This is a genomic window from Acidovorax sp. NCPPB 3576, from assembly GCF_028473605.1.
In the GTDB taxonomy this organism is placed as follows: Bacteria; Pseudomonadota; Gammaproteobacteria; order Burkholderiales; family Burkholderiaceae_C; genus Paracidovorax.
On the sequence record NZ_CP097267.1, the window covers coordinates 2,021,805 to 2,036,381 of the forward strand.

Below are 14,577 nucleotides of genomic sequence, written 5' to 3' on the forward strand. Positions count from 1 at the left end.
GGTTCATCACTACATGTAAGAGGCTGCGCCGACCGCCGTGGCTCGCTAGAATGAAATCCATGGCAACTAAACCACCTTCCCCCACTCCCGCTCCGCCCGCCCGGACGCCAGCGCGGGACGATGGCGGTTCGGTCGTGCTCGAACGTCGCACGCTGAAAACCCAGCCGCCACAAATGTTTCAGGTGGTCATGCTCAATGACGACTTCACGCCGATGGAATTCGTCATCGTCGTGCTACAGGAATTCTTCAGCAAAGACCGGGAAGCCGCCACGCAGATCATGCTGAAAATCCATTTGGACGGCAAAGGCGTATGTGGGGTGTATTCCCGCGATGTCGCCGCCACCAAAGTGGAGCAGGTCCGTGAGGCAGCGCACAAGGCGGGCCACCCGCTGCAATGCCTCAGTGAGCCTGTTGAATAAACGGCCTTTGGTCCCGATCTACAGTAATCCCTTCCACGCAAGCACAAAGGAGTTCACATGATTGCTCAGGAACTGGAAGTCAGCTTGCACATGGCCTTTGTCGAGGCCCGCCAGCAACGCCACGAGTTCATCACCGTGGAGCATCTGCTGCTGGCACTGCTAGATAACCCCAGCGCAGCCGAAGTGCTGCGCGCATGCTCGGCCAACATCGATGACCTGCGTTCATCGCTGGCCAATTTCATCAAGGACAACACCCCTCAGGTCGCCGGCACCGACGAGGTGGACACGCAGCCCACGCTGGGTTTCCAGCGCGTGATCCAGCGCGCCATCATGCACGTGCAGTCCACGGGCAATGGCAAGAAGGAAGTCACTGGTGCCAACGTGCTCGTCGCCATCTTCGGCGAGAAGGATTCGCACGCCGTTTATTACCTGCACCAGCAGGGCGTGACGCGGCTGGACGTGGTCAATTTCATTGCCCACGGCATCAAGAAGGGCGAACCGCCGGAGCCCGCCAAGCCTGAGAACCAGGCCGAAGGCGAGGAGGGCGGCGGTGGCGGCGAGCGCAACGAGAAAGCCTCGCCACTGGAGCAGTACACCCAGAACCTCAACCAGGCGGCCAAGGACGGCAAGATCGACCCGCTGATCGGCCGCCACTACGAGGTCGAGCGCACGATCCAGATCCTGTGCCGGCGCCGCAAGAACAACCCGCTGCTGGTGGGCGAAGCCGGCGTGGGCAAGACGGCCATCGCCGAGGGCCTGGCCTGGCGCATCACGCAGAACGACGTGCCGGAGATCCTGGCCGAGGCAGTCGTGTATTCGCTCGACATGGGAGCCCTGCTGGCGGGCACCAAGTACCGCGGTGATTTCGAGCAGCGCCTGAAGGGTGTGCTCAAGTCGCTCAAGGACAAGCCCAACGCGGTGCTGTTCATCGACGAAATCCACACGCTGATCGGCGCCGGTGCGGCCTCGGGCGGCACGCTGGATGCGTCCAATCTGCTGAAGCCGGCGCTCTCCAGTGGCCAGCTCAAGTGCATCGGCGCGACCACGTTCACCGAATACCGCGGCATTTTCGAAAAAGACGCGGCCCTGTCGCGCCGTTTCCAGAAGGTCGATGTGGTGGAGCCGACCGTGCAGGAAACGGTGGACATCCTCAAGGGCCTCAAGTCGCGCTTCGAAGAGCACCACAGCGTGAAGTACGCTGCGGCGGCGCTGCAGGCGGCGGCCGAACTGTCGGCCAAGTACATCAATGACCGGCACCTGCCCGACAAGGCCATCGACGTGATCGACGAAGCCGGCGCAGCCCAGCGCATCCAGGTCGCCAGCAAGCGCAAGAAGACCATCGGCAAGGCCGAGATCGAGGAAATCGTGGCGAAGATTGCGCGCATTCCGCCCGCGAACGTCTCCAACGACGACCGCAGCAAGCTGCAGACCATCGAGCGCGACCTGAAGAGCGTGGTGTTCGGCCAGGACAAGGCGCTGGAGGTGCTCGCGTCCGCCGTGAAGATGGCGCGCTCGGGCCTGGGCAAGGGTGACAAGCCCATCGGCTCGTTCCTGTTCAGCGGTCCCACCGGCGTCGGTAAGACCGAAGCGGCCAAGCAGCTTGCCTACATCATGGGCATCGAGCTGATCCGCTTCGACATGTCGGAGTACATGGAGCGCCATGCGGTGAGCCGCCTGATCGGCGCGCCTCCGGGCTATGTCGGGTTCGACCAGGGCGGTCTGCTGACCGAGGCGGTCACCAAGAAGCCGCATTCCGTGCTGCTGCTCGACGAGATCGAGAAGGCGCATCCGGACATCTTCAACGTGCTGCTGCAGGTGATGGACCACGGCACGCTGACAGACAACAACGGGCGCAAGGCCGACTTCCGCAACGTCATCATCATCATGACGACGAACGCGGGTGCCGAGACCATGAACAAGGCCACCATCGGCTTCACGAACCCGCGTCAGGCGGGCGACGAAATGGGCGACATCAAGCGCCTGTTCACGCCCGAGTTCCGCAACCGGCTGGACGCCATCGTGAACTTCAAGGCGTTGGACGAGCAGATCATCCTGCGCGTGGTGGACAAGTTCCTGCTGCAGCTCGAAACCCAGTTGAGCGAGAAGAAGGTGGAGGTGACCTTCACCGACACGCTGCGCAAGCACTTGGCCAAGAAGGGCTTCGATCCGCTCATGGGCGCACGCCCGATGCAGCGCCTGATCCAGGACACCATCCGCCGTGCGCTGGCCGACGAACTGCTCTTCGGCCGCCTGACCGAAGGTGGCCGCCTGACGGTGGACATCGAGGTGAAGACGGACGACAAGGGCGTGGAAACGCCCGATGTGCTGCTGGACATCCAGCCGCTGCCCAAGCGGGAGCGCTCGGCGAAGTCCGAGCCTGCCGAGCCGGAAGAGGCCACGGCCGACTGACCGATCGGTCTCGCCGCCCTGTGTGGCGGCCTGATGTGAAAAAAGCCCGCGTTCTCCGTGGGCTTTTTCTTTTTATCGGGCATCAACGGCCCTTTGAGACAGTTCAGGTGATCGTCTTTGAATCCACCCGTGTCCAGGTTCAGGGCGCCATCAGCCGCTGCAGCAATTCCAGCGTAGGGTAGCCGTCGGCCACCACGCCGATGCTTTGCTGGAACTGGCGCAGGCCCGCTCTTGTGGCCGGGCCCATCACGCCATCGGCCATGCCGGCGGAAAAGCCGCGCTGGTTCAGCGCCATCTGCAGGTCTTTCACCTGGCTGCGCGACAGGGGCTGCAGGTCCCGTGGCCAGGCTGCCACCACGCCCGTACCACCCTCGATCTGCCGCGCCAGCAGGCCCACCGCCAGCGCGTAGTTCACCGAGTTGTTGTAGCGCAGGATGCTGCGGAAGTTGTCCCCCACCAGGAAGGCCGGCCCACGTGCACCTGCGGGTGCGATGACATAGGCGGCACCCAGGTCCGGCAGGGGTTGCCGATCGATGGCCACCACCCCTTCGCCGGCCCACTGCGCGGAGGTCTGCCGCACGGTGTTCTCGGCCCGGGCGTGGTCGAATCCCGGCGGCAATTGCACCTCCACGCCCCAGGGTTGCCCGCTGCGCCAGCCGGAGCTGGCCAGGTAGTTGGCGGTGGACGACGCGACATCGGGGATGCTGCCCCAGATGTCGCGTCGCCCGTCCCCGTCGGCATCGATGGCGTAGGCGAGAAATACGGAGGGCAGGAACTGCGTGTGGCCCATGGCGCCGGCCCACGATCCGATCATGCGGTCGGCGGCGATGTCGCCCTGGTCGAGGATGCGCAGCGCAGCCATCAGTTCATTGCGGGCCCACTGGGCGCGGCGGCCTTCGAACCCCAGCGTTGCCAAAGCATCGATCGCACGGAAGGTGCCGAAGTTGCCGCCGTAATTGCTTTCCATGCCCCAGATGGCAGTGACGACCGAGGCCGGCACGCCATACCGCGCAGCGGCGGCTTCGAGTGGCAAAGCATATTCGGTCCGCTTGGCCTGGCCTTGGGCGATGCGCTGGGTGGACACGGCGCTGTCGAGGTAAGCCCAAGGCGTGCGCGTGAACTCGGGTTGTGCGCGGTCCAGTTCGATCACGCGAGGCTGCAATTGGGCTCCGGCCAGCGCCGTTTGCACGGTGTCAGGCCGAATGCCTGCGGCCAACGCCTCCTGGGTGAAGGCCGCGATCCATACGGCGAAGCCGGCCTGTTCGGCGGCAGCGGCTTCTTCCGGGCTCGAGGGTGCGGCGGCAGCCGGGGCATCTGCTGATGCTGTTGCTGCAGGGATGACAGAAGGTGGCTGCGGTGGCGCGGCGACGGCCGAAGCGGCCGGGTTGGCCTGAGGTGCCTGCGCGCGCGGCGCCGACGAGCAGCCTGCCAGCGCCAACGCGGCAGCCAGGGGAATCAGCCAGGTGGCCACGGCGGGGTTGCGCGTGGAGCGGGAGGTCGATGGGGGGGCAAGGCGTCGTTGCATGCCTTATTGTCCCGCGGCCCGGCATACTTGCGGGCTTCGGTGTTACCGGCTGCACGATTTCATGCATACCTTTTTCTGGCACGACTACGAAACCTTTGGCGCCAACACGCGCCGTGACCGGCCCGCGCAATTCGCCGGCATCCGCACCGATGCGGACCTGAACGAAATCGGCGAACCGCTGATGGTCTATTGCCAGCCCGCGCCCGATTACCTGCCCGACCCGGTGTCGTGCCTCATCACCGGCATCACGCCGCAGGTCGCATTGGAGCGTGGCCTGCCGGAGCACGCATTCGCGGCACGCATCGAGGCCGAGCTGGCGCTGCCCGGCACCATCGGCGTGGGCTACAACACCATCCGGTTCGACGACGAGATCACGCGTTTCATGTTCTGGCGCAACCTGATGGACCCGTATGCCCGCGAGTGGCAAAACCAGTGCGGCCGGTGGGACCTGCTCGACGTGGTGCGCATGGCCTACGCGCTGCGCCCGGACGGCATCGTCTGGCCGAAGAAGGAAGACGGCTCCCCCAGCTTCAAGCTGGAGCACCTGTCCCAGGCCAACGGCCTCGCGCACGAGGCCGCGCACGATGCGCTCTCCGACGTGCGCGCCACCATCGCCCTGGCCCGGCTGCTCCGCGACCGGCAGCCCAAGCTGTTCGAGTTCGCGCTGGGGCTGCATAAAAAGGACCGCGTGGCCACCGAACTGCGCCTGCCCGCCACGGCCGATACCGCACGGCCCTTCCTGCACATTTCGGGCATGTTCCCCGCCGAGCGCGGCTGCGTCGCGGTGATGTGGCCGCTCGCCAGCCACCCCACCAACAAGAACGAGTTGATCGCCTGGGACCTGGCCCACGATCCGTCCGAACTGGCCCTGCTGGGCGCCGATGCGATCCGCGAGCGGCTGTTCAGCCGGGCGGATGCGTTGCCCGACGGCGTGGCGCGCCTGCCCATCAAGACCGTGCACTTGAACAAGTCGCCGATGGTGGTGGGCAACGTCAACACGCTGACGCCGCAGATGGCGCAGCGCTGGGCCGTCGATCTGGAGCGTGCCGCCGGCCATGCCGAGGTGGCGCGGGCCTTGCCCGACATGAGCGCCATCTGGGCCAGCGTGTTCACGCGGCCGCAGGAGGCCGCGCCGGACGTGGACCAGGATCTGTACGGCGGCTTCGTCGGCAACGAGGACCGTCGCCGCCTGAACCGCCTGCGCGCTTTGTCACCCCAGGAACTCGCATTGGCCAAGACAGGCTTCGACGACGAGCGGCTGGAGGAACTGGTGTGGCGCTACCGCGCGCGCAATTTTCCTCACACGTTGGACGAGGCCGACCAGGAACGCTGGGAAGGCCACCGTGTCGCCTGCCTGATGGAAGGCGCGGGCGGTGCACTCACCTTCGACGAACTGTTCGCCAAGCTGGACGAGTTGGGCGCCGAAGCGGACGAGCGGGGCGAAGAGATCCTGGGCGCGCTGTACGACTACGCGGAAAGCATCGCACCCGCGATGTAGCTGGAGGCACCGATGTCCATGGCCCCATCACCCTCGGAGCGCAGCGCAGCGCCTATGCAACCCCTGGCCCAGCAAGGGATTGCCAGCGCCGATGCCGGCGTGCAGGCATTGGCGGAATTCATGGCAGCGCACCCGCGGGTATTCGTGCTCACCGGCGCGGGCTGCAGCACGGCATCCGGCATTCCTGACTACCGCGATGGCAACGGCGACTGGAAGCGGCCACCACCGCTCACGTTCCAGGCTTTCATGGGCGACGAGGCCACGCGCCAGCGGTATTGGGCACGCAGCTTCATCGGCTGGCGGGTGATGGGGCAGGCACGTCCTGCGCCGGCGCACCATGCGCTGGCGGCTCTGGAAGCGGCCGGCCGGGTGGAACTGCTGCTCACGCAGAACGTGGACGGCCTGCACACGGCTGCGGGGAGCCTTCGCACGATCGATCTGCATGGCCGCATCGACACCGTGCGCTGCATGGCTTGCGAAGCCCGGCTGCCGCGCGCTGAGCTGCAGGAAGAGTTGCTGCGCCGCAACCCTGATTGGGCGGCGTTGCATGCGCAGGCGGCGCCCGATGGCGATGCGGATCTGGAGGGCCAGGATTTCAGCGCGTTCGATGTGCCGCCTTGCCCGCGCTGCGGCGCCGGCCCGCTCAAGCCCGATGTGGTGTTCTTCGGTGAAAGCGTGCCGCGCGATCGCGTGCAGGCCGCCCGCGACGCACTCCTGCGCGCCGATGCCATGCTGGTGGCCGGCTCGTCGCTCATGGTGTATTCGGGCTTTCGCTTCGTCCAGATGGCCGTGGATGCGGGCAAGCCCGTGGCAGCGGTCAACTGGGGGCGCACGCGGGCCGATCCGCTACTGTCGCTCAAGGTCGAGCACGAAGTCGGGTCGGCGCTGGGCGCGGTGGCCCAGGCACTGGCTGCAGGGCCTGCCGGGCCGGCTTGAGTGTCGGCCGGCTATGGGCCGGCAGGGCTTTGGAAACATCTTCGCCAGGCCATTGGTGCTAAGGTGCCAGTCGCCCAGCAGCACCCCGGCGCCTTGTTGCGCCGGGCGATGACAAAAGCCCAAGGAGACAGCATGCAGACGAACGCATTCCTCGGTGCGCCCGGCCCGACGCCGGGCGAGGTGGGCGCCTCGGCGGCGCAGCGGATCACGCAGGCGCACGAGCGCTCCACCGCCTTCGGCCTGCGGCGGCACGAATCGGCGGACCTGCGGCCCATGGATGCCGAAGCCCTGGCCTGGATGGTCGCCCGCAACGAGGCCCTGTTCGCCCACGCCCGGCCCGTGATGGAGACGCTGTCGGCGCAGATTGCCGGTACCCAGAGCATGGTGCTGCTGACCGATGCGCAGGGCGTGGTGCTGCATGCCCTGGGCGATGATGAGTTCCTGGACCGGGCGAGCCGGGTCGCCCTGCGCCCCGGCGCGGCGTGGTCCGAGCGCAGCAAGGGCACCAATGCCATCGGCACGGCCCTGGCGCTGGGCGAGGCGCTGCAGGTGAACGGCAATGAGCACTTTCTGCAGGCCAACCATTTCCTGACCTGCTCCTGCGCGCCCATCCTCGACCCGCACGGGCATGTGATCGGCGCGCTCGACGTGAGCGGCGACCACCGCAGCCAGAGCGCCCACACCATGGCACTGGTGCGCATGTCGGCCAAGATGGTGGAGAACCACCTGTTCGGCAAGGTGTTCGAAGACGCGGTGCGGCTGCGCTTCCATGCGCGGCCGGAGTTCCTGGGCACGCTGGTGGAGGGGCTGGCCGCGTTCACGCCGGACGGGCGGTTCCTCGCTGCCAACCGCAGCGGACAGTTCCAGCTGGGCATGTCGTCCAATGCGCTGCAGGCGCATACTTTTTCCTCGCTGTTCGGCATGCCCATGGCGGCGTTGCTCGCGCATGCGCGCCAGGCCGTACCGGAGCCGTTGCGGCTGCAGTTGCCGGGCGGCGTGGCGGTGCAGGCGCTGGTGGAGTTTCGGCCGCGTTCGGGCACGCTGCTGCCATGGCCCGATCAGGGCCAGGGGCTCGGCGAAGAGGGGCAGGCGGGCACGCCGAGGCCGACCGAAGGCCAGGGGCCGGCAGCGCTGCCGGCCCTCTCGCGGCCGCCCAAGCCGGCACGGCTGTCCAGCCTGCGCTATCTGGACACGGGCGACGCACAACTGGCCCAGGTGATCGACCGGGTCACGCGGCTGCTGGGCAGCGACGTTGCCACGCTGATCCTGGGCGAGACCGGCACCGGCAAGGAATTGCTGGCCCGCGCCATCCACCAGGACGGGCCACGCCAGCGGGGGCCTTTCGTCGCCGTCAACTGCGCGTCGATTCCCGAAACCCTGATCGAGTCCGAACTCTTCGGCTACGACGAAGGCGCCTTCACGGGTGCGCGGCGCAAGGGGCATCCTGGCAAAGTCGTGCAGGCGCATGGCGGCACGCTGTTTCTCGACGAAATCGGCGACATGCCGCTGTCGATGCAGGCACGGCTGCTGCGGGTGTTGCAGGAGCGCAGTGTGTCGCCGCTGGGCGCGTCGCGGCAGGTGCCGGTGGATGTGGCCGTGGTCTGCGCCACACACCGCAATCTGCGCGAGATGATGGCCCAGGGCACCTTCCGCGACGACCTGTACTACCGGCTGAACGGGCTCGTGGTGCGGCTGCCCGCGCTGCGCGAGCGCACGGACCTGGCCGTGATCGTCGAGCGCCTCCTGCGTGCGCAGGCCGACGCCCCGCCCGCCGGTGGCGCAAGCCCGGTGCCGCGCGTGGCGCCCGAAGCCATGGCGCTTTTTGCCACGCATGCCTGGCCGGGCAACCTGCGCCAGTTGAGCAGCGTGTTGCGCACCGCCGCGTTGATGGCCCGTAGCGATGGCGGGGTCATCCAGCAGGCCCATTTGCCCGAGGACTTTCTAGAGGATTGCGAGCTGCTTTTGACCCAGGCACATGGCGGTGCCGGTGTGGCCAGGATATCGACCGGCCCGGTGGGCGTTGCCGCGGCTGGCGGAATCACGCCGCAGTCCCGCGCAATCGCAGGCCGCTCCATCGCCGTGGCGCGCCTGGGCGATACGACCGCCGCTGCGTTGGTGCAGGCGCTGACGGCCCATGGCGGCAACGTATCGGCCGCGGCGCGTGCGCTGGGCGTGTCGCGCAACACCGTGTACCGGCACCTCAAGGCGGCGCAGGCCGCGGGCAGGCCCGGGCCTCTTGAGCCGGCGGTCCGAGCGCGCTGACGGCCTCCCATTCCGCATCGCTGTACAGCCGCGATCGTGTCAGGAAACGCAGGCCCGTGGGCCGCTCCAGCGAGAACATGCCGCCGTTGCCCGGCACCGCATCGATGATGAGGTGGGTGTGCTCCCAGTAGGCGAACTGCGAGCGGCTCATGTAGAAGGGCGTGCCCGCGATCTCGCCCAGCAGCACGTCGGCATCGCCCACCAGAAACTCCCCGAGTGCGAAGCACATGGGCGCGCTGCCGTCGCAGCAGCCCCCCGACTGATGGAACATGAGCGGACCGTGCTGCGCCGCCAGGCGCTCGATGAGCGCCACCGCCGCCGGCGTGGCCGAGACGCGGCCCACGGACCCGATCTCCTGCGGGGCGGGGACCGGGGTGGAGGGGGCAGCCGGCGTGTCCATCATGGTCAGGCCGCTGCCATGTCCAGCACGATGCGCCCCTGGATCTGCCCCTGGCGCATGCGTTCGAACACGGCGTTGATGTTCTCGAGCTTCTCGGTGGCCACGGTGGCCTTCACCTGGCCGCGGGCGGCGAAGTCGAGCGACTCCTGCAGGTCGAGCCGCGTGCCCACGATGGAGCCGCGCACCGTCACGCCGCGCAGCACCATGTCGAAGATCGGCAGGGGGAAGTTGCCGGGCGGCAGGCCGTTGAGCGCCACCGTGCCGCCGCGCCGCACCATGCCCAGGGCCTGCTCGAAGGCTTTGGGCGACACGGCCGTCACCAGCGCGCCGTGGGCGCCGCCGATCTCCTTTTGCAAGTAGGCGGCGGGGTCGGTGGTCTTGGCGTTCACCGTCACGGTCGCGCCCAGTTGCCTGGCCAGTTCCAGCTTGTCGTCTTCCACATCCACCGCCGCCACGTTCAGGCCCATGGCCTTGGCGTATTGCACGGCCATGTGGCCCAGTCCGCCGATGCCCGAGATGACGACCCAGTCGCCGGGCTTGGTGTCGGTCACTTTCAGGCCCTTGTACACCGTGACGCCCGCGCACAGGATGGGCGCGATCTCGACGAAGCCGATGTCCTTGGGCAGATGGCCCACGAAGTTCGGGTCGGCCAGGGCGTAGTCGGCAAAGCCGCCATTGACCGAGTAGCCGGTGTTGCTCTGCGACTCGCACAGCGTCTCCCAACCGCCCATGCAGTGCGTGCAGTAGCCGCACGCCGAGTGCAGCCAGGGCACGCCCACGCGGTCGCCTTCCTTCACGTGCTTGACGTTCTTGCCGACCGCGGCCACGAAGCCCACGCCTTCATGGCCCGGGATGAACGGCGGGTTGGGCTTGACGGGCCAATCGCCCTCGGCGGCGTGCAGGTCGGTATGGCAGACGCCGGACGCCTCGATCTTCACGAGGATCTGGTCGTCCGAGGGCGTGGGAACGGGCACTTCCTCGATGGTGAGCGGCTGGCCGAATGCGCGAACGACGGCGGCCTTCATGGTCTTGGCGGTCATGGGAGGAAAAGTCCTTTCGTCTGCAGCGGATGTGCAGTGGATTCAATGGGTGTCGGGCCTCACGTTAGGCCCGACACCCGGTGGCTGGGCTGATGCAGATCAATCGGTCAGAAAAAGCCCAGCGGCGCCTGCGAGTAGCTCACCAGCAGGTTCTTGGTCTGCTGGTAGTGGTCCAGCATCATCTTGTGGTTCTCGCGGCCAATGCCCGACTGCTTGTAGCCGCCGAAGGCGGCGTGCGCGGGGTACTGGTGGTAGCAATTGGTCCACACGCGCCCGGCCTGGATGCCTTTGCCCATGCGGAAGGCGCGAGCGCCATCGCGGCTCCATACGCCGGCGCCCAGGCCGTACAGCGTGTCGTTGGCGATCTCCAGCGCTTCCTCCTCGGTCTTGAAGGTGGTCACCGACAGCACGGGGCCGAAGATCTCTTCCTGGAAGATGCGCATCTTGTTGTGGCCTTTGAAGACGGTGGGCTTCACGTAGTAGCCGCCGGCCAGGTCGCCGCCCAGTTGGTTGCGCTCGCCGCCGATGAGGCACTCCGCGCCTTCCTGCTTGCCCAGATCCAGGTACGAGAGGATCTTTTCGAGCTGCTCCTGCGAGGCCTGCGCGCCGATCATGGTGCTCTTGTCCAGCGGGTGGCCTTGCTTGATGGCCGCCACGCGCTTGAGCGCGCGTTCCATGAACTTGTCGTAGATCGATTCCTGCACCAGCGCGCGGCTGGGGCAGGTGCAGACTTCGCCCTGATTGAGCGCGAACATCGCAAAGCCTTCCAGCGCCTTGTCGAAGAAGCCATCGTCGGCCGCCATCACGTCTTCGAAGAACACATTGGGGCTCTTGCCACCCAGCTCCAGCGTGACGGGGATGATGTTCTGGCTGGCGTATTGCATGATCAGCCGGCCCGTGGTGGTCTCGCCCGTGAAGGCTATTTTCGCGATGCGGGGGCTGCTGGCCAGGGGCTTGCCGGCCTCCAGGCCGAAACCGTTCACCACGTTCAGCACGCCGGGCGGCAGCAGGTCGCCCACCAGTTCCAGCAGCACCAGGATGGAGGCGGGCGTCTGCTCGGCAGGCTTGAGCACCACGCAGTTGCCGGCGGCCAGGGCCGGGGCGAGCTTCCATACCGCCATGAGGATCGGGAAGTTCCACGGAATGATCTGCCCCACCACGCCCAGCGGCTCGTGGAAGTGATAGGCCATGGTTTCGTGGTCGATCTCGCTGATGCCGCCTTCCTGTGCGCGGATGCAGCCGGCAAAGTAGCGAAAGTGGTCGATGGCCAGGGGAATGTCGGCCGCCATGGTCTCGCGCAGCGGCTTGCCGTTGTCCAGCGTCTCCGCCACGGCGATGGTGAGCAGGTTGGATTCCATGCGGTCGGCGATCTTCAGCAACGCGTTCGCCCGGTCGGTGGTGGAGGTCTTGCCCCAGGCGGCCTTGGCCTTGTGGGCGGCATCCAGCGCGGCGTTGATGTCCTTGTCGTTGGAGCGGGGGATGGAGGTGAATACCTGCCCGTTGATCGGCGACGTGTTCTCGAAATACTGGCCGTCGATCGGCGGCACCCACTGCCCGCCGATGTAATTGCCGTACTGCTTCTTGTAGGGGTTGGCGATGCCGAGGCTGGCGATTTCTGCCATGTTCATGGTGCTTGTCTCCTTGGGTCGGTTGGGGTGTTCCACGCCACTTTGGCGGCGCGGGCCACTTGTCTGTGCGCAATGCGCGTGCCAACCGGATCAAACCATTCAAACAATCAAAATTAATAGCATGAAAGCGAATGCTGTAAAGCGGCGGAGGCTTTTTTTTGAGGTGCCTATGGCGGGCATGCCTCGCTGCCGGGCCGCGCTGCAGTGGAGCGGTTGTTCCGTGACGGAACACTGCGCGGCGCAGCATGGAACAAGGCCCGTGCCCCGCACAATGGGCACATTCGCCGCCATTCCAGCGGCCCCCAGCCACCCCACCGACCCATGAGAAAACCGCCTTCGTCTCCCTTGAGCGCGTTTGCGCAGGAACTGTCCGGGGTGTTCGCCCCCTGGGGTGCCGTCCATCTGCGGCGCATGTTCGGCGGCTGGGGCGTCTTCCATGATGGCCGCATGCTGGCGCTGGTGGTGAACGATGCGCTTTACCTCAAGGCCGACGCGATCACGGCGCCGGTGTTCGACGCGCGGGGATTGCAGCCTTTCGTCTATGAGCGCAATGGCCGCCCGGTGGCCCTGTCGTACCGGCAGGCACCGGCGGAGATGTACGAAGGGCCGGCGGAAGCGGTGGAGTGGGCCGGCCGGGCGTGGGAGGCCGCCTTGCGGTCGGCCGCCAGCGCGGCCCCGGCTCGGGCCGGGCCAAGGACCCCCTCTGCGGACAAAAAGGCCCGATAAGCCGAAGCCTGGCGTTTTGCTATTTTTTTGATAGCTATCAGGACATTGAATACGGCGGCAGAGGCTCTTTTTGATCCCAAAAGCCGCAAGGACCGTGGCGGCGCGGGTTCGCGGGTGTATAACCGATGCCCTCCGGGTCGGGCGCCCGTGCGGCCTGCGGGCACGGGGGCAACTCCCCCCAGGCCGTCGCCCGGCCCACCCAACGAATCAATCAACGAAGCCGGACGCCTGGAGCGCCGCAAACCAAGGAATCGTCACGATGGGCGCGCAGTGGAAAGCAAAGGGCAAGGCACAGGTCGCGGATGCCAAGGGCAAGCTGTTCGGCAAGCTGGTCAAGGAAATCATGGTCGCCGCGCGCGGCGGCGCCGACCCGGCGGGCAATGCCCGGCTGCGCCTGGTGGTGGAGCAGGCCCGCAAGGTCTCCATGCCCAAGGACACCCTGGAGCGCGCCATCAAGAAGGGCGCGGGCCTGTCCGGCGAAGCGGTCAATTACGAACGGGTGATCTACGAAGGCTTCGCCCCGCACCAGGTGGCGGTGATGGTCGAGTGCCTGACCGACAACGTGAACCGCACGGCGCCGGAAATGCGGGTGCTGTTTCGCAAGGGCCAACTGGGCACGTCCGGCTCCGTGGCCTGGGACTTCAACCATGTGGGCATCATCGAAGCCGAGCCGGCGTCTGCCGACGCCGATCCCGAAATGGCTGCCATCGAGGCGGGCGCTCAGGATTTCGAGCCCGGCGAGGAAGAGGGCAACACGACGTTCTGGACCGATCCCACCGACCTGGACCTGGTGTGCCGCGCGCTGCCCGCGCAGGGCTTCACGGTGCTGGCGGCCAAGATGGGCTACCGGCCCAAAAACCCGGTGAACCCGGCCAATCTGAGCCCGGAGCAGATGGAAGAGGTCGAATCGTTCCTCGCGGCCATCGATGGCAACGACGACGTGCAGAACGTGTTCGTGGCGCTGGCGGGCTAAAGACGCTACAAGCCATTCGAATGCGATGAAAAAGGCCGCACTGGAATGTTCCAGCGCGGCCTTTTTCTATTTCGGATGGAGGTTGGGTGCCGATGAATAAATCATCGGCGCCGTTTCAAGGGTATTTGATTAACCCTTGCTGTCCTCCAGAGGTCGAATGATCAGCACTTGCCAACGGTCGTGCTGTAAATGGCATTGCCATTCAGATAAACGGTGACTTTCGCACCGCGGGGAATAATGCCGCAAGTTTGGGCGCAAACCTTGAGGTCTGCACCGAATGGCACGGGGATGGGCAGGGTAATGCAAAACTGGCCGATGATCGGCAGCTTGAAGCACAGCTTTTTCGTCGTCGGATCGTAGGTCGCGCTCACGCAGGCTTTGATCTGCGCGGCATCCACCCCTTCGAATGCGGAAGCGATGGCATCGAAGTTGGCCGTATGGTCACCGTCGAAGCCTGCCACGGCGAAATTCGGCAAATGCTCTGCGTTATTGCTGCTGGATTGAACGTTGTTTTGATTGCAATTACAGTCGGACATTTCTTTGCTTTCTCTTGTTTCTTTGCGAAAGACGCTTCGAAAAATACGGCGTATTTTTCTGAGCAATGGCTCATGACGCATGCTGAAAGCATATTCAGCGGCTTTTGCCAGCCCTTGAATAACCCCATCCCTAATGCTTTTCATGAGTGGACGGATTTTGTTTGTTAATCCCATCGATTGCCCTTAAAGCACCCTGGGAAAATCTGAAGCGTTCTGAAACAATCT

At 65.9% G+C, this 14,577-nt stretch carries 12 protein-coding genes; 7 read left to right on the forward strand and 5 right to left on the reverse strand.

What is annotated here, in order from left to right; translation table 11 throughout:
- Positions 1–59 precede the first annotated feature (59 nt).
- A complete protein-coding gene (gene clpS / locus M5C98_RS09350; protein ID WP_442867251.1) occupies positions 60–419 on the forward strand; it encodes an ATP-dependent Clp protease adapter ClpS in 360 nt (119 codons plus the stop codon).
- A 57-nt stretch (positions 420–476) separates the two neighbouring features.
- Positions 477–2,828, forward strand: coding sequence for an ATP-dependent Clp protease ATP-binding subunit ClpA (clpA, locus tag M5C98_RS09355; protein WP_272552353.1), 2,352 nt, complete (start codon positions 477–479; stop codon positions 2,826–2,828).
- 139 nt (positions 2,829–2,967) lie between these two features.
- On the opposite strand, the gene M5C98_RS09360 is transcribed toward clpA, so the two are convergent.
- Positions 2,968–4,353, reverse strand: coding sequence for a lytic murein transglycosylase (locus M5C98_RS09360; RefSeq protein WP_272552354.1), 1,386 nt, complete (start codon positions 4,351–4,353; stop codon positions 2,968–2,970).
- 61 nt (positions 4,354–4,414) lie between these two features.
- On the opposite strand from M5C98_RS09360, the gene sbcB reads away from it, so the two are divergent.
- From sbcB to M5C98_RS09375, 3 genes are all read left to right on the forward strand, one after another.
- Entirely contained in the window at positions 4,415–5,851 is a 1,437-nt protein-coding gene (gene sbcB / locus M5C98_RS09365; RefSeq protein ID WP_272552355.1) for an exodeoxyribonuclease I, read from the forward strand.
- Positions 5,852–5,971: 120 nt separating this feature from the next.
- Complete coding sequence (locus tag M5C98_RS09370; protein ID WP_442867278.1) at positions 5,972–6,787, forward strand: NAD-dependent protein deacetylase; 816 nt, start codon at positions 5,972–5,974, stop codon at positions 6,785–6,787.
- Between the two features lie 132 nt (positions 6,788–6,919).
- Positions 6,920–9,049, forward strand: coding sequence for a sigma-54-dependent Fis family transcriptional regulator (locus M5C98_RS09375; protein ID WP_272552356.1), 2,130 nt, complete (start codon positions 6,920–6,922; stop codon positions 9,047–9,049).
- On the opposite strand, the gene M5C98_RS09380 is transcribed toward M5C98_RS09375, so the two are convergent.
- The 3 genes from M5C98_RS09380 to adh all read right to left on the reverse strand — a co-directional run bounded on the left by M5C98_RS09380 (position 8,988) and on the right by adh (position 12,117).
- Complete coding sequence (locus M5C98_RS09380) at positions 8,988–9,449, reverse strand: DUF779 domain-containing protein (protein ID WP_442867279.1); 462 nt, start codon at positions 9,447–9,449, stop codon at positions 8,988–8,990. The two genes, M5C98_RS09375 and M5C98_RS09380, sit on opposite strands and share 62 nt — an antisense overlap.
- A gap of 5 nt (positions 9,450–9,454) precedes the next feature.
- The gene (gene adhP / locus M5C98_RS09385; protein WP_272552359.1) at positions 9,455–10,489 is read right to left on the reverse strand and encodes an alcohol dehydrogenase AdhP; all 1,035 of its coding nucleotides are present in this window, start codon (positions 10,487–10,489) and stop codon (positions 9,455–9,457) included.
- 107 nt (positions 10,490–10,596) lie between these two features.
- The gene (adh, locus tag M5C98_RS09390; protein ID WP_272552361.1) at positions 10,597–12,117 is read right to left on the reverse strand and encodes an aldehyde dehydrogenase; all 1,521 of its coding nucleotides are present in this window, start codon (positions 12,115–12,117) and stop codon (positions 10,597–10,599) included.
- Between the two features lie 321 nt (positions 12,118–12,438).
- Here adh and M5C98_RS09395 point away from each other — a divergent pair, with 321 nt between their 5' ends.
- Together M5C98_RS09395 and M5C98_RS09400 are read left to right on the forward strand one after the other, a co-directional pair.
- Entirely contained in the window at positions 12,439–12,843 is a 405-nt protein-coding gene (locus tag M5C98_RS09395; RefSeq protein WP_272552362.1) for a TfoX/Sxy family protein, read from the forward strand.
- Between the two features lie 259 nt (positions 12,844–13,102).
- Entirely contained in the window at positions 13,103–13,816 is a 714-nt protein-coding gene (locus M5C98_RS09400; protein ID WP_272552363.1) for a YebC/PmpR family DNA-binding transcriptional regulator, read from the forward strand.
- A gap of 161 nt (positions 13,817–13,977) precedes the next feature.
- On the opposite strand, the gene M5C98_RS09405 is transcribed toward M5C98_RS09400, so the two are convergent.
- Positions 13,978–14,526: a hypothetical protein gene (locus tag M5C98_RS09405; protein WP_272552364.1), complete on the reverse strand. Its 549-nt coding sequence runs from the start codon at positions 14,524–14,526 to the stop codon at positions 13,978–13,980.
- Between the last annotated feature and the right edge of the window lie 51 nt (positions 14,527–14,577).

Bases quoted from the DNA above. Each gene is read 5' to 3' on its own strand.
- sbcB (WP_272552355.1), top strand. From the start codon at position 4,415: ATGCATACCTTTTTCTGGCACGACTACGAAACCTTTGGCGCCAACACG.
- M5C98_RS09380 (WP_442867279.1), bottom strand. From the start codon at position 9,449: ATGGACACGCCGGCTGCCCCCTCCACCCCGGTCCCCGCCCCGCAGGAG.
- adh (WP_272552361.1), bottom strand. From the start codon at position 12,117: ATGAACATGGCAGAAATCGCCAGCCTCGGCATCGCCAACCCCTACAAG.
- M5C98_RS09370 (WP_442867278.1), top strand. From the start codon at position 5,972: ATGGCAGCGCACCCGCGGGTATTCGTGCTCACCGGCGCGGGCTGCAGC.
- clpS (WP_442867251.1), top strand. From the start codon at position 60: ATGGCAACTAAACCACCTTCCCCCACTCCCGCTCCGCCCGCCCGGACG.
- adhP (WP_272552359.1), bottom strand. From the start codon at position 10,489: ATGACCGCCAAGACCATGAAGGCCGCCGTCGTTCGCGCATTCGGCCAG.
- M5C98_RS09395 (WP_272552362.1), top strand. From the start codon at position 12,439: ATGAGAAAACCGCCTTCGTCTCCCTTGAGCGCGTTTGCGCAGGAACTG.
- M5C98_RS09400 (WP_272552363.1), top strand. From the start codon at position 13,103: ATGGGCGCGCAGTGGAAAGCAAAGGGCAAGGCACAGGTCGCGGATGCC.
- M5C98_RS09405 (WP_272552364.1), bottom strand. From the start codon at position 14,526: ATGGGATTAACAAACAAAATCCGTCCACTCATGAAAAGCATTAGGGAT.
- M5C98_RS09360 (WP_272552354.1), bottom strand. From the start codon at position 4,353: ATGCAACGACGCCTTGCCCCCCCATCGACCTCCCGCTCCACGCGCAAC.
- clpA (WP_272552353.1), top strand. From the start codon at position 477: ATGATTGCTCAGGAACTGGAAGTCAGCTTGCACATGGCCTTTGTCGAG.
- M5C98_RS09375 (WP_272552356.1), top strand. From the start codon at position 6,920: ATGCAGACGAACGCATTCCTCGGTGCGCCCGGCCCGACGCCGGGCGAG.